Origin of the sequence: Pseudomonas sp. S35 (genome assembly GCF_009866765.1) — a bacterium.
Taxonomy (GTDB): Bacteria; Pseudomonadota; Gammaproteobacteria; order Pseudomonadales; family Pseudomonadaceae; genus Aquipseudomonas.
This window is the reverse complement of the sequence record NZ_CP019431.1, coordinates 5,851,707-5,864,934: the sequence shown is the minus strand read 5'-3', so window position 1 is coordinate 5,864,934 and position 13,228 is coordinate 5,851,707. Positions and strand designations below refer to the sequence as shown.

Annotated in this window: 15 protein-coding genes; 7 read left to right on the top strand and 8 right to left on the bottom strand. The window is 62.7% G+C overall.

Translation table 11 applies throughout. The annotated features are described in order from the left end of the window. Positions 1-12: 12 nt before the first annotated feature. Positions 13-2,094, top strand: coding sequence for a mechanosensitive ion channel domain-containing protein (locus PspS35_RS26475; RefSeq protein WP_159937434.1), 2,082 nt, complete (start codon positions 13-15; stop codon positions 2,092-2,094). Positions 2,095-2,206: 112 nt separating this feature from the next. Continuing rightward, positions 2,207-3,091 carry a sugar nucleotide-binding protein gene (locus tag PspS35_RS26470; protein WP_159937433.1) on the top strand — a complete coding sequence of 295 codons (885 nt, stop codon included), beginning with the start codon at positions 2,207-2,209 and terminating at the stop codon, positions 3,089-3,091. 75 nt (positions 3,092-3,166) lie between these two features. Here the strand turns inward: PspS35_RS26470 and PspS35_RS26465 are convergent, their stop codons facing one another. The 5 genes from PspS35_RS26465 to PspS35_RS26445 form a co-directional block, all read right to left on the bottom strand. Further along, positions 3,167-3,865, bottom strand: coding sequence for an OmpW family outer membrane protein (locus PspS35_RS26465; RefSeq protein WP_071489849.1), 699 nt, complete (start codon positions 3,863-3,865; stop codon positions 3,167-3,169). A gap of 94 nt (positions 3,866-3,959) precedes the next feature. Beyond that, positions 3,960-4,481 carry a DUF3299 domain-containing protein gene (locus PspS35_RS26460; RefSeq protein ID WP_159937432.1) on the bottom strand — a complete coding sequence of 174 codons (522 nt, stop codon included), beginning with the start codon at positions 4,479-4,481 and terminating at the stop codon, positions 3,960-3,962. An 11-nt stretch (positions 4,482-4,492) separates the two neighbouring features. After that, positions 4,493-5,758 (bottom strand): ABC transporter permease, encoded by a 1,266-nt coding sequence (locus tag PspS35_RS26455; protein ID WP_159937431.1) that lies wholly within the window; start codon positions 5,756-5,758, stop codon positions 4,493-4,495. 1 nt (position 5,759) lies between these two features. Further along, positions 5,760-6,470 carry an ABC transporter ATP-binding protein gene (locus PspS35_RS26450; protein WP_122681791.1) on the bottom strand — a complete coding sequence of 237 codons (711 nt, stop codon included), beginning with the start codon at positions 6,468-6,470 and terminating at the stop codon, positions 5,760-5,762. Positions 6,471-6,476: 6 nt separating this feature from the next. Then, positions 6,477-7,082 carry a DUF2796 domain-containing protein gene (locus PspS35_RS26445; protein WP_159937430.1) on the bottom strand — a complete coding sequence of 202 codons (606 nt, stop codon included), beginning with the start codon at positions 7,080-7,082 and terminating at the stop codon, positions 6,477-6,479. Between the two features lie 133 nt (positions 7,083-7,215). Between PspS35_RS26445 and PspS35_RS26440 the strand changes: the two genes are divergently transcribed. Further along, on the top strand, positions 7,216-7,563 hold the full coding sequence (locus PspS35_RS26440) for a hypothetical protein (RefSeq protein ID WP_159937429.1): 348 nt from the start codon (positions 7,216-7,218) through the stop codon (positions 7,561-7,563). Here the strand turns inward: PspS35_RS26440 and trxA are convergent. From trxA to PspS35_RS26425, 3 genes are read right to left on the bottom strand one after another with little or no spacing between them, the layout of a single operon-like run. Continuing rightward, positions 7,560-8,432: a thioredoxin gene (gene trxA, locus PspS35_RS26435; protein WP_159937428.1), complete on the bottom strand. Its 873-nt coding sequence runs from the start codon at positions 8,430-8,432 to the stop codon at positions 7,560-7,562. The genes PspS35_RS26440 and trxA overlap by 4 nt on opposite strands. Positions 8,433-8,464: 32 nt before the next feature. Continuing rightward, the gene (locus PspS35_RS26430) at positions 8,465-9,127 is read right to left on the bottom strand and encodes a 50S ribosomal protein L11 methyltransferase (RefSeq protein ID WP_159937427.1); all 663 of its coding nucleotides are present in this window, start codon (positions 9,125-9,127) and stop codon (positions 8,465-8,467) included. Further along, entirely contained in the window at positions 9,124-9,579 is a 456-nt protein-coding gene (locus PspS35_RS26425) for a YbaY family lipoprotein (RefSeq protein ID WP_159937426.1), read from the bottom strand. The genes PspS35_RS26430 and PspS35_RS26425 overlap by 4 nt, the downstream gene beginning before the upstream one ends. Before the next feature lie 139 nt (positions 9,580-9,718). On the opposite strand from PspS35_RS26425, the gene nrdR reads away from it, so the two are divergent. Genes nrdR through ribBA form a run of 4 tightly spaced genes read left to right on the top strand, consistent with a single transcriptional unit; the run spans position 9,719 to position 13,140 of the window. Further along, positions 9,719-10,189 (top strand): transcriptional regulator NrdR, encoded by a 471-nt coding sequence (gene nrdR / locus PspS35_RS26420; protein ID WP_160385008.1) that lies wholly within the window; start codon positions 9,719-9,721, stop codon positions 10,187-10,189. Continuing rightward, entirely contained in the window at positions 10,186-11,322 is a 1,137-nt protein-coding gene (gene ribD, locus PspS35_RS26415; protein WP_159937424.1) for a bifunctional diaminohydroxyphosphoribosylaminopyrimidine deaminase/5-amino-6-(5-phosphoribosylamino)uracil reductase RibD, read from the top strand. Before nrdR ends, ribD begins: the two co-directional genes overlap by 4 nt. A 48-nt stretch (positions 11,323-11,370) precedes the next feature. After that, entirely contained in the window at positions 11,371-12,033 is a 663-nt protein-coding gene (locus tag PspS35_RS26410; protein ID WP_032861639.1) for a riboflavin synthase, read from the top strand. Between the two features lie 15 nt (positions 12,034-12,048). Further along, the gene (gene ribBA / locus PspS35_RS26405; RefSeq protein WP_159937423.1) at positions 12,049-13,140 is read left to right on the top strand and encodes a bifunctional 3,4-dihydroxy-2-butanone-4-phosphate synthase/GTP cyclohydrolase II; all 1,092 of its coding nucleotides are present in this window, start codon (positions 12,049-12,051) and stop codon (positions 13,138-13,140) included. Positions 13,141-13,228 lie beyond the last annotated feature (88 nt).

Genomic DNA, 13,228 nt, shown 5'->3' with positions numbered 1-13,228 from the left:
GAACCCGGTGTTTTGCTGAATCTAAAAACTGCATTACTGCTCGGCGCGCTGCTGTTTTGCGGCAGCAGCGCACTCTACGCGGCGGCGGCGCCCGAACCCGAGGCGCCGGCCAAGCCGGAGCTGCTGGTGGAGGGCGGCCTGCTCGGGGCGATCAGTTCGAGCATCGATGATGTGCAGGACAAGCTCGATCTCAATCAAAACCTCGTCGACGCCTGGCGCCTGCGTGCGGACCGGGCGGCGGATGAAGTAGGGCGGTTGGTCGACCAAACGTCAGCACGTTCGCCGTGGAGCGTCGCCGGGGATTTCTTGTTGCTGTCCGGGGTGTGGGTTGGCGCGTTTACGCTGTTGACCTTGCTGGCGCGGTTTTTCGTGCGGCGCTTGAGCCGCCGCCGTTTTTTTGAACAGCGCGCACGTCTGCAAGCGGTGCTGGGCTATGTATTGCCCTACACGCTACCGGCACTGGTCTGCCTGCCACTGACGCTCTATGTCAGCCACTTCCTTGCCACCTCGGTCGGCCGGGCGCTGGCGCTGTGTTTTGCCTACGCGACCAGCAGCGGTATTTTTTCCACCTCGATGTTGTTGTGCGTCATCGTCATGTTCAACGTCGGCCACAAACGTCCGGCGGTGCAGATCATCCGCGATTACTGCCCCAAGCCGCTGTTCCTGATCGGCTTCCTCGCCGCCCTCAGCGATGCCCTGACCAGCCCGCAGATCGCCCGCCAGATCGGCGGCAATATCACCAGCAGCATCGCAGTGTTTACCGGGCTGTTCGCGGCGGTGATCTTCGGTGTGCTGGTGGTGCGTTTGCGTCGCCCGGTCGCGCATTTGATCCGTAATCGACCGCTGGCCCAGCGCCTTAAACACCCTGCGTTGCAGCAATCGCTGCGGGTGTTTTCCGGGCTGTGGTATTGGCCGATTCTGTTGATGGTGCTGGTCTCGGCGATCAACCTGATCGGCGCCGGTGACGATAACCAGAAAGCCCTGCGCTGCGCGTTGTTCACCACGATTCTGCTGATCGGCACCGTGTTCCTGAGTACCGTGCTGCAACACCTGTTCAAGTCGCCCAGCCAGGTGGCGATCCAGCGCAGCAGCGCCTACAAGGAGCGCTTTCTCAGCTTGTTGCACGCGATCCTGCGCATCGTCATGGCCATCGCGTTTATTGAAATCCTCGGGCGGATCTGGGGTGTGTCGCTGTTCGAGTTTGCCCAGCGCAACTCGGTAGGGCGGGCGATCAGCGACTCCTTGAGCAGTATCGGCCTGATCCTGCTGATGACCTGGCTATTCTGGGTGGTGCTCGACACGGCGATCCAGGAAGCGCTGAAACCGCCGGTCAACAAGCGCTCCAGCCGCCAACCGAGCACACGGGTGAAAACCATCCTGCCGCTCCTGCGCAATGCGGTGAAAATTATTCTGGTGGTGATCTGTGCAATTACCACGATGGCCAACCTGGGCATCAACGTCGCGCCGCTGCTGGCCGGTGCCGGGGTGGTCGGCCTGGCGATCGGTTTCGGTTCCCAGCAGTTGGTGCAGGACGTAATCACCGGGCTGTTCATCATCATTGAAGACACGCTGTCCATCGGCGACTGGGTGGTGCTCGACTCCGGCCACGCCGGCACCGTCGAAGGCCTGACCATCCGTACCTTGCGCCTGCGCGACGGCAAGGGGTTTGTGCATTCGGTGCCGTTTGGGCAGATCAAGGCCGTCACCAACCAGTCGCGGCAATTTGCCTATGCGTTCTTCTCGGTGCAGTTCACCTACGACACCGATGTGGACAAGGCGGTGGAGTTGATTCGCGAGGCGGGGCAGTCGATCCGCGACGATGTCTTCCTCAAATACAACCTGCAAGGCCCGCTTGAAGTGTTTGGCGTCGACAAGATGGACCTCAATGGCGTGGTGCTTACCGCGCAGTTCCGTACGGTATCGGGTGGGCAATATGCGGTGAGTCGCGCGTTTAACCAGCGCTTGAAAAAGCTTGTGGATAACTGTGCCGAGGTGCACTTCGCACAAACTTATCCACAGCAGGTCATGGTGCCCCAGCGTGCAGCGCTGGAGCATGAGCCCGCAGAGCCCGGTGCCAAGACACTTAATCCGTGACGGTTGCGCTACAAACCCGCAAAATGCAACGATTCTGGCAAATGCCAGCGGCAAGGCCCACGGGCCTGTCGACCATAGCCATCGTTCCAAACAGACCGGGCCTGCTCAATCTATGCGAATGCGCCTTATGTTACTGGGCGGCGGGAATGCCCTCGGGCAGGCGCTGATTCGCCTCGGTGCAGAGGAAGACATCGGTTTCCTCGCCCCCAAACCGCCCCAAGACGGCTGGGATGCCGCGAGCCTCACCCAATTGCTCGACGACACCCGTCCCGATGCCTTGATCAACCTCGCCTACTACTTCGACTGGTTCCAGGCCGAAGCCGTCAGCGAAACCCGTCTGGCCGCCCAGGAGTTCGCCATCGAACGCCTGGCCGAACTGTGCCAGCACCACAACATCACCTTGCTGCAACCGTCCAGCTACCGCGTTTTCGATGGCTCCCGCGCCACCGCCTACAGCGAAAAGGATGAGCCGGTGCCCCTGGGCTTGCGTGGCCAGGCGTTGTGGCGGATCGAACAGAGTGTGCGCGCCACCTGCCCGCAACACGTGCTGCTGCGTTTTGGCTGGCTGCTCGATGACAGTGTTGACGGTACCCTCGGGCGCTTTCTGGCCCGGGCCGAGAAACCCGATGAATTGCTGATGGCGGATGACCGGCGTGGCAACCCTACGCCGGTGGATGATGCGGCGCGGGTGATCATCTCGGTGCTCAAGCAACTCGATTGCGCGGCGCCGCTGTGGGGCACTTACCATTACGCTGGCCAGGAGGCGACCACGCCGTTGGCGCTGGGTCAGGCGATTCTTACCGAGGCGCGCAATTTCCACCCGTTGCCCATTGAATCACCCACCGCCCAGGCCCACGCGGCCCGGCCGGACGCGGCGGATGAACCGCAACACGCGGTGCTGGCCTGCAAGAAAATCCTGCATACCTTTGGCATCAAGCCACGGGCGTGGCGGGCGGGGCTTCCGGCACTGTTGGATCGGTTCTACCGCCACAGCTGACACACCACAAAACCCAATGTGGGAGGGGGCTTGCCCCCTCCCACATTGGGTTTTGTGGTGTTTGTGAAATGTGGCTTAGAACTTGTAGCCGATACCCACCATGTAGACCATCGGGTCCACGTCCACATTGACCTTGGCGCGAGTGCCCGGCGCCACGGCGTTGTTTTCCACTGTGGCCTTGGTGCTGATATCGATGTAGCGCGCCTGGGCGTTGATCATCCACTTGTCGTTGATCATATAGTCCGCACCGATCTGCGCGGCCCAACCCCAGGAGTTCTCGGCCTTGAAGTTGCTGAAGCCTGCGCCCTGGGCACGGCTGCCGACGTGTTCGTCGTAGATCCAGGTGTAGTTGATGCCGGCGCCAACATACGGTTGGAAGGCGGACTTGTTGTCCAGTGGGTAGTACACGACGCTCAGGGTCGGCGGCAGGTGTTTCAGGGTGCCGAGCTTGCCGTTGGCAGCGCCGAGTGCGGTGCCCTTGATCTTCACGTCATGCTCGAACGGCGTGGCCGCCAGCAACTCGATACCAACGTGGTTGGTCAGCATGTAGGCGAAGTTCAAGCCCAACTGGGTGTCGCTGCTCATGGTCGCCTTGCCGCCCAGGTTGGCACCGGCCAAGGGGCCCTGGTCGACCTTTACGTGGCCACTGTCGGCCTTCGGGTTCACGGTGATTGCACCGGCACGAACCAGAATGTCGCCGGCTTCGTGAGCATGGGCAACGGGGGCGACGAGGGCGAGCGCGAAGAGGGACGCGCCGAGCAGAGACTTGTTCATGGGAGCTCCAAAGGACGTTTAAAAGTTGTACGTCCAATGGTAAAGATCGTTCCGTTCGGTCTGTTGACTCAGCTCAATGAAAGGGCGATCAGCGTTATTCCGGCAGTTCGTAGATGTAAATCTTCTCGGCATCCATCTGGTAGCCGGCGTCGGCCAACTCGCTGGTAGACGGTTTGACCTGCATCGCACCTTCGATCCAATACGGCTGATACAACTCATCGAGCTTCACGCCGATTTCGCTTTTCACATGCACGATCTGGTTCGACGGCGGTGGCGGTACGTGGATGCACGCGCCGAAATACGGCACCAGCAAAAACTCGGTGGTGCGGCCTTCCTCGCTGACTTCCAACGGCACGATATAACCTGGCAGGCGAATGTGCTGGCCATCGAGGCTCTGCACCACCGGGGCGTTGGGCAGGTCCTGTTTGGCCGCAGGCGCGGCTTCGACGGACAGGGCGTCAGCCATGTTCGACAGGTCGTGCAGCGGTTTCATATTGGGAACTTCCGGCGGCGCGTCCGCTGGGATCATCTCCTGCCAGGACAGATCCTTGGGCTGCTCTTCGGCCCAGGCGGGCACCGCCATCAGCAGCAACAGGGCAAACAGGGCACGACGCATGGGAGCCTTCCTCATAAACGTATGGACAGGCCATCGGCCAAGGATTGTCGATAGGCACGCCACGCAGGCACGCTGCCCATCAACAGCGCAGCGGCCAGGATACCGGCGAGCAAGGTCCATTCATATTCGCTCGGCCAGGACATCGGCAGGTCCAGCCCATAATTGGCTTGCAAATACCCGCGCGAGGCGCCGATGCACACGTACAGCAAGCCGACGCCGGCGATCACGCCGGACAAAGCCAGGGCGAACGCTTCGAAGATCAGCAATGTCGCGATATGCCACGGCCGTGCACCCACCGAGCGCAGGATCGCCATTTCGCGCCGCCGCTCGTTGAGGCTGGTGAGGATGGCGGTGAGCATGCCAATCAAACCGGTCAGCACCACGAACAGCGAGATCACGAACAGCGCTTTTTCGGCGGTGCCCATCATGCTCCACAGCTCTTGCAACGCCACGCCCGGCAGGATCGCGAGCATCGGCTCACCGCGAAATTCGTTGATCTCCCGTTGCAGGGCAAAGGTGGAAATCTTGTTGTTCAGGCCGAGCATGAACGCGGTGATGGCTTGCGGGGTCAGGTCCATGTTGCGCGCTTGGTCGGCACTGATGCGGCCTTTGCCCTGGGCCGGCACACCGTTGTGCCAGTCGATATGGATCGCTTCCATGCCGCCGAGGCTGATATGCAGCGTGCGGTCCACCGGCGTGCCGGTGCGCTTGAGAATACCGACCACGGTGAACGGTTTGTCATCGTGCTTGACCAGGCTGACCACCGCCACGCCGTGGGCCAGGACCAGTTTGTCGCCGAGCTTGTAATGCAGCGCCTCGGCCACTTCGGCACCGAGCACCACTTCGAACGGGTCGGTGGCGAAGGCGCGGCCGCTGGCCAGTTCAAGGTTCTGCTTACGACCGTATTGGTAGTGCTCGAAGTAGGATTCGTTGGTGCCCATCACCCGGTAGCCGCGATGGGAGTCGCCGAGGGAGATGGGAATCGCCCATTTCACTTGGGGGCTGGCGGCGAAGTGCGCGTAGCTGTCCCAGCGGATATTGTTGGTGGCGTTGCCGATACGAAACACCGAATACAGCAGCAGATTGACCGAGCCGGAACGCGCGCCGACGATCAGGTCGGTGCCGCTGATGGTGCTGGCGAAACTGTTGCGCGCCTCCACGCGTACGCGTTCCACGGCGAGCAACAAGCAGACTGAAAGCGCGATGGCGAACGCGGTGAGGATCGCGGTAAAGCGGCGGTTAGCCAGGCTGGCCATAGCCAGACGAAACAAATACATCTCAAACCTCTGCGGGCGTGGCGGCGCGATTGAGTTCGGCCAGCGACAGGTTGCGGTCGAACAGCGGCGCCAGGCTCTGGTCATGGCTGACAAACAACAGGCTGGCGCCGGCGTCGCGGCATTCAGCGAACAACAGCTGAAGGAAGGCTTCGCGGGCGTCGTAGTCCAGGGCCGAGGTGGGTTCGTCGGCGATCACCAGTTCCGGTTGGCCGATGAGCGCACGGGCGGCGGCCACCCGCTGCTGCTGGCCGATGGACAGCGAATCGGCGCGACGCTCCAGCAGGTCTTTGTCCTTCAAGCCCAAATGCGCGAGTAACGTGGCGGCGGCTTGGTCGACACTGCCGTGGCGCTGCTTCGCCCGCTGCGCACGCAGTTTGGAAAAGTGGCAAGGCAACTCGACATTTTCGCGCACCGACAAAAACGGCAGCAGGTTGAACTGCTGGAAGACGTAGCCGGTGTGGTCGACGCGAAAGCGATCACGGGCGCCGGCCGAGAGCTCGGTCAGCTCCTGGCCGAGCAGGCGGATGCTGCCCCGGCTGGGTTTCTGCACGCCGCCCAACAGGCCCAGCAGCGTGGTCTTGCCACTGCCGCTCGGGCCTTTGAGAAACAGGGTTTCCCCCGCTTCCAGGCGGAACGCGGGGATGTCCAGCAACTGTGGGTGACCGGGCCAGTTGAAGCCCAGGTCGGACAGTTCGATCAGTGCTTGGGTCATGTGAACTCAGAACTTCAGGGTGGCTGCTGTGGCCGTGGCGTCGATACCTTGCTGGCCGCTCGGGCCGATCAGTTGTACCTGAATTTTCTGGGTGGCGGGGAAGGTCTTGAACACCTGGGTCAGGTCCAGGTTGCTCAACGCCGTCGGCGTGGCGCAGGTGAACTGGTAATGGGCGTGGATTTCGCTGTGGTCGTGGTGATGCTCGTGGGCGCCGTCTTTGGCGTCGTGGTCATGGTCATCATCCTCGTCGTGGTCGGCTTCTGGCTTGTCGCCGAACAACGGGCTGTTGAGTTCCTGGCTGCTGACCACACAACCGGCGGCCTTGGGCAGGTTGAACAAGGCCGCAGGGTTTTCCAGCTGTTTGCGCGCCGCGGCGACCTTGGCCTTGTCGGCAGCGGTGGTGGCAACGTGCTCGAAACCCACCAGGTTCATGGCCGGGCTGTCCAGCTCAAGCTCCAAGGCCTTGCCGTCGAGTACCGCGTTGAGGCGACCGACACCGTGCTCGTGGGCGCCGAGGCTGCCGTGTTCGTGGTCGTGATCATGTTCCTCGGCCGCATGGGCGATGGCCAGTGGCAGCAGGGCAAACGGCAAAGCGAGCAGCAGACGGCGCATGAGAGGTCTCCAGAATATGAAAGTTATGTTATGTGATCTTATAACAATTTGGCCGAGAGTTTGACCGCCCGCTTGGCGTTGCGCAAGCCGCATGGGAGCATGTCCGTCAGAAAAAAGTGCAGGAGTAAGGACGATGTTGCGAATTCGTGGAACCATCGGCGACCTGCCGGTGGACTTGACCCTGGAACTGGATGACGGCGATTGGGCTAAGTTGGGCGCGCAATTGCAGGCGACGCCAATGGCCAGCGCGGCCGCCGCGCCAGGCGCCCCGGTCAAACACACTGATGACCAATGGCAGAACGCCCAGGAGCTGTTGCGCAATGCCTCGCAACTCAGCGGCCTGGAACTGCTCGATCGATTGGAAGGTTTGGCGGGCGATGCCGCAGCGGGCAAGCGCCTGTTGGTGCGCCTGCGCCACAGCGCCAAGGTCAAGGTCAGCAGCGGCGGGGATACGCCGCTGTACAGTTGGATCGGCGATTAGTACAGCGCGGCAAACAACTTGCGGCGGTACACAGTGACCAGCGGGTGGTCATTGCCGAGCAGTTCGAACACCTGCAGCAAGGTCTTGTGCGGCAAGCCTTCGCTGTAGCTGCGGTTGCGGATAAACAACTTGAGCAGGCCTTCCAGCGCGGCGTCGTACTGCTGGCGCGCCAGTTGCTGGATGCTCAACTGATAGGCGGCTTCATCGTCCTGCGGGTTTTGCGCCAGGCGGCTTTTCAGGTCCGCGGCGTCTGGCAGGTCGGCCGCTTGGCGCAGGAAGGTGATCTGCGCCTTCGCGCCGGCGAGCGCGGCTTTGTGGTCGTCGCTTTTCACTGCGTCGAGCACGGTTTGCGCTTCACCCAGCTCACCGCGCTCGGCCAGGCAACGTGCGTACAGGATCAGCGCGGCGGCGTTGGTGTTGTCCTCGCCCAGCAGGGCAACCAGCACGGCTTCGGCGTCACTGATGCGGCCTTCGGCGAACAACGTTTGGGCCTGCACCAATGGATCAGCCGCCTTCGGCGCCGGCATTTGCACATGGGGCTCCAACAGCGCACGCACCGCCGACTCCGGTTGTGCACCGGCAAAACCGTCCACTGGCTGGCCATCCTTGAACAGCACTACGGTTGGCAGGCTTTGAATGCCAAAGCGCGCAACGATGTCCTGCTCGGCCTCGCAATCGACCTTGGCCAACAGCAACTCACCCTGATAACTCTCGGCAATCTGTGCCAGCATCGGCATCAACGCCTTGCACGGCGCGCACCACTCGGCCCAGAAATCCACCAGCACGGGCGTTTCGAAGGATTTTTGAATGACGGCCTGGTCGAAGGTGGCGGTGGTAGCGTCGAAGATGTACGGCGTGGGCTCACTCATGGGGCGTCTCGAATAAAGCGGGAATGGGGCAACTATAAGGGCTGGCGCCGCGAATGGTACAGGCTCACCTTGCGAAACTCCCAAGGCTCGGCCAAGTCGGGCAATGTCAGTGCATCGAGGATTTCCAGGCGCTGATAAGCCGGGTGTTGGAAGTCGCGCACCCGTGAATCGGCCACCAGTGCTTCACGGCCGCGGCTGAGGAAGTGATCCAGCAGCGGCAGGTTGGCGCGGTCGTAGAGGACGTCGGCCACCAGGATCAGGTCGAAGCGGTCGGCTTCGGCGAAGAAGTCCGGCGAGTAGGTCAATTGCACCTCATTGAGCTCGGCATTCGCCCGGCATGCCGCCAGCGCCAGCGGGTCGAGGTCGCAAGCCACCACTTCCAACGCGCCCGCCTTGACCGCCGCAATCGCGGCTACGCCAGAACCGGCGCCGAAATCCAGCACGCGTTTGCCCGCGACCCACTCGGGGTTGGCCGCCAAATACCGCGCCAATGCCAGGCCGCTGGCCCAGCAGAAGCTCCAGTAGGGCGGCTCATGCAGGATGCGCCGGGTTTCTTCGGGGCTGAAGGCGCGGTCCATGTTGTCCGCGTCCAGCAGCCACAACGACAACTCGGTGCCTGGCAGCGGGCAGGGCACCAATTGGGCGTCGCCGATCAACTCGCTCAGGGCGCGCTGTAAGTGCAGCGGTGGCGTCATGGTGCCTTGACGAGTTCCAGGGGGCCGGTGGTCTGGGTGATTGCCTGGGTGATGCGTACGGCGGGCAGGTGCAGGATCAACTGGCCGGACTGGCTGGCGCGACCACGCAGTTCAACCCGCGCACCGGCCGGGAAGGCCTCGGGGTTGAAGCGCAGGCGGAAGGCCAACGGCTTGCCGTTGCCAGTCAGCACGCTGCTGGCGAGCAATTGTTGCGGGCGCGAACGGTCGTCGATCACCAGCAGGGCCATCTCGACCTCGGCGCCGGCGGGTACGTTGGTCAGGCTGCCGTTGATTTCACGCTGATAGGCGGGCAGTGGGCCGAGGTCTTCAATGCCAGGCACTTTTTTCTCTTGCGCGGGCGCAGGTTGCGGTGCCGACGGCTTGGGGGCTTCGCTGCTGCAGGCGACCAGGACACTGAACAGGGTGAGCAAAATAAGTGGTCGTAACTGCATGTACGGCTCCAGAAAGGACAAAATCCGTGACTTGAAAAGTAAGAAACATAATAGCCCGCCTGTATACCGTAAAGGCTATGGCTTGTCTTGCCACGGGGATGCGCTAACATGGCCCTCCCTTTTTTTGTTGCCTGCCACCATGCACTGTCCCTTCTGCGGTGCCAACGACACCAAGGTCATTGACTCGCGTCTGGTCGCCGAGGGCGATCAAGTGCGTCGCCGGCGCGAATGCCTGGCCTCTGGCTGCGGTGAACGTTTCACCACCTTCGAAACCGCCGAACTGGTATTGCCACGTCTGATCAAGTCCGACGGCAGCCGCCAGCCTTTCGACGAAGAAAAACTGCGCGCCGGTATGCAGCGCGCCCTGGAAAAGCGCCCGGTGAGTGTCGAGCGGCTGGAAGCGGCACTGGTGCACATCAAGCACAAGCTGCGAGCCACCGGCGAGCGCGAGGTCAAGAGCCTGGTGGTGGGAGAGTTGGTGATGGGCGAGCTGCAAAAGCTCGACGAAGTCGCCTATATCCGTTTCGCTTCGGTGTATCGACGCTTCCAGGACCTCAATGAGTTCCGCGAAGAGATCGACCGCCTGGCCCGTGAGCCGGTCAAACCATGATCCCGCCTTCTGCTGAACAAGCTGTCCTCGACGCCCATTACATGGCCCGCGCCCTCGAACTGGCCCGCAAGGGCCTGTACACCACCCACCCCAACCCTCGGGTGGGCTGCGTGATTGTGCGCGACGGGCAGATTGTCGGCGAAGGCTGGCATGAGCGCACCGGCGAACCCCATGCCGAGCCGAATGCCCTGCGCGCCGCCGGTGACAAGGCCCGTGGCGCCACGGTGTACGTGACCCTCGAACCGTGCAGCCATCACGGCCGCACGCCGCCGTGCGCCGATGCGCTGGTGAGTGCCGGTGTGGCGCGTGTCGTCGCCGGCATGCAGGACCCCAATCCGGAAGTGGCGGGGCGCGGTATGCAGCGCTTGGCCCAGGCCGGGATCGAAGTGCGCAGCGGTGTGCTGGAAAGTGAAGCGCGGGCGCTGAACCCGGGCTTTCTCAAACGCATGGAACACGGCTTGCCGTTTGTGCGGGTCAAGCTGGCGATGAGCCTGGACGGCCGCACCGCGATGGCCAGCGGCGAAAGCCAGTGGATCACCGGCCCTGCCGCCCGCGCCGCCGTGCAGCGCCTGCGTGCCGAAGCCAGCGTGGTGCTGACCGGCGCCGACACGGTGTTGGCCGACGGCGCGCGCCTGACCGTGCGTGCCGCCGAACTGGGCCTGGATGAAGAAACCACCGCGCTGGCCATGTCGCGCCCGCCGCTGCGGGTGTTGATCGACGGTCGCCTGCGGGTGCCGCTCAACGCGCCGTTCTTCAAGGCCGGCCCGGCGTTGGTCATCACCTGTGTCACTCCGGAAAACCAGTTCCCCCGTGGCCCCGAGTGCCTGGTGGTGCCGGGTGTGGAGGGCCAGGTCGACCTGCGTTCGGCACTGGTGGCCCTGGCGGCCCGTGGCGTCAACGAGGTGCTGGTGGAAGCCGGCCCAAGCCTGGCGGGGGCGTTTGCCCAGCAGGGGCTGGTGGACGAATACGTGATTTTCGTCGCAGGCAAGTTCCTCGGCTCCGCCGCCCGGCCTTTGCTGGACTGGCCGCTTGAGAAACTGGCCGATGCCCCCCAACTCAAGATCACTGACATGCGCGCTGTAGGCGACGACTGGCGAGTCACTGCCATCCCTGTGCCAGCAGCGAGCGTATAATTCCCGGCCTGCGCTTGCGCGTCAGCCCCTCGTTTTCAGGAGAACGAAATGTTCACCGGCATTATCGAATCCATCGGCAGCATCCGTGCAATGACCCCCAAAGGCGGCGACGTGCGCCTGTTGGTTGAAACCGGCAAGCTCGACCTGGGCGACGTCAAGCTGGGCGACAGCATCGCCGTCAGCGGCGTGTGCCTGACCGTCATCGAGTTGCCAGGCAACGGCTTTGCCGCCGACGTCAGCCGGGAAACCCTGGACTGCACCGCGATGAACGACCTTGCGGCCGGCAGCCCGGTCAACCTGGAAAAAGCCCTGACCCCCACCACCCGTCTCGGCGGTCACCTGGTCAGCGGCCACGTCGACGGTGTCGGCGAAGTGGTTGCCCGCAGCGAAAATGCCCGCGCCGTGGAGTTTCGCATCCGCGCGCCCAAAGAGCTGGCCAAGTACATCGCCCACAAAGGCTCGATCACCGTCGACGGCACCAGCCTGACCGTGAACGCCGTGAATGGCGCCGAATTCGAGCTGACCATCATTCCCCACACCCTGAGCGAAACCATCATGGCGTCGTACCAGCCTGGTCGCCGGGTGAACCTGGAAGTCGACTTGCTTGCCCGTTACCTGGAGCGCCTGTTGTTGGGCGACAAGGCCGCAGAGCCTGCTGCGGGTAACATCACCGAGAGCTTTCTGGCCGCTAACGGCTACCTGAAATCCTGACCAAGGGGGTGCCGCGTGGCGCTCAATAACATCGAAGAACTGGTTGAAGACATCCGCCAAGGCAAGATGGTCATCCTGATGGATGACGAAGACCGCGAGAACGAAGGCGACATCATCATGGCCGCCGAGGCCTGCAAGCCTGAGCACATCAACTTCATGGCCAAGCACGCCCGTGGGCTGATCTGCATGCCCATGAGTCGCGAGCGCTGCGAGTTGCTCAAGCTGCCGTTGATGGCGCCGCGCAATGGCTCCGGGTTTGGCACCAAGTTCACCGTGTCGATTGAAGCGACCACCGGCGTCACCACCGGCATTTCCGCTGCCGACCGTGCGCGCACCGTGCAAGCCGCTGCCGCGAAAGACGCCAAGGCCGAAGACATCGTCAGCCCTGGGCATATCTTCCCGTTGATGGCGCAACCGGGCGGCACCCTCGCTCGCGCCGGCCACACCGAAGCCGCTTGCGACCTGGCGCGCATGGCCGGTTTCGAGCCGAGCGGGGTGATCTGCGAAGTGATGAACGACGACGGCACCATGGCCCGTCGTGCTGAGCTCGAAGCTTTTGCCGCCGAACACAACATCAAGATCGGCACCATTGCCGACCTGATTCACTACCGCATGATCCACGAACGTACCGTTCAGCGGATTGCCGAGCAGCCACTGGACAGCGAACTGGGCCAATTCAATTTGGTGACCTACCGTGATTCGGTGGAAGGCGACGTGCACATGGCGCTGACCCTGGGCAGCATCAGCGGCGACGAGCCGACCCTGGTGCGCGTGCACAACATGGACCCACTGCGCGACCTGTTGATGGTCAAGCAACCAGGCCGTTGGAGCCTGCGCGCCGCTATGGCAGCGGTGTCCGAGGCGGGCAGTGGCGTGGTGTTGTTGCTGGGTAACCCGGTGGACGGCGACGTGCTGCTGGCGCATATCCGTGAAACCGCCGAGCAGACCCAGGCTAAAACACCGACCACCTACAGCATTGTCGGGGCCGGTTCGCAGATCCTGCGCGACCTCGGTGTGCGCAAAATGCGCCTTATGAGCGCACCGATGAAATTTAATGCGATATCCGGATTCGATCTGGAAGTTGTAGAATACGTGCCCTCCGAATAAAGGCTGGCGCTGTTTGCCCCTTGTTCGCGGTTAAATCATCACTGAGGGACGCACTTTTCGCGTCCCGGCTCTTTAAGAGATTTGTCGA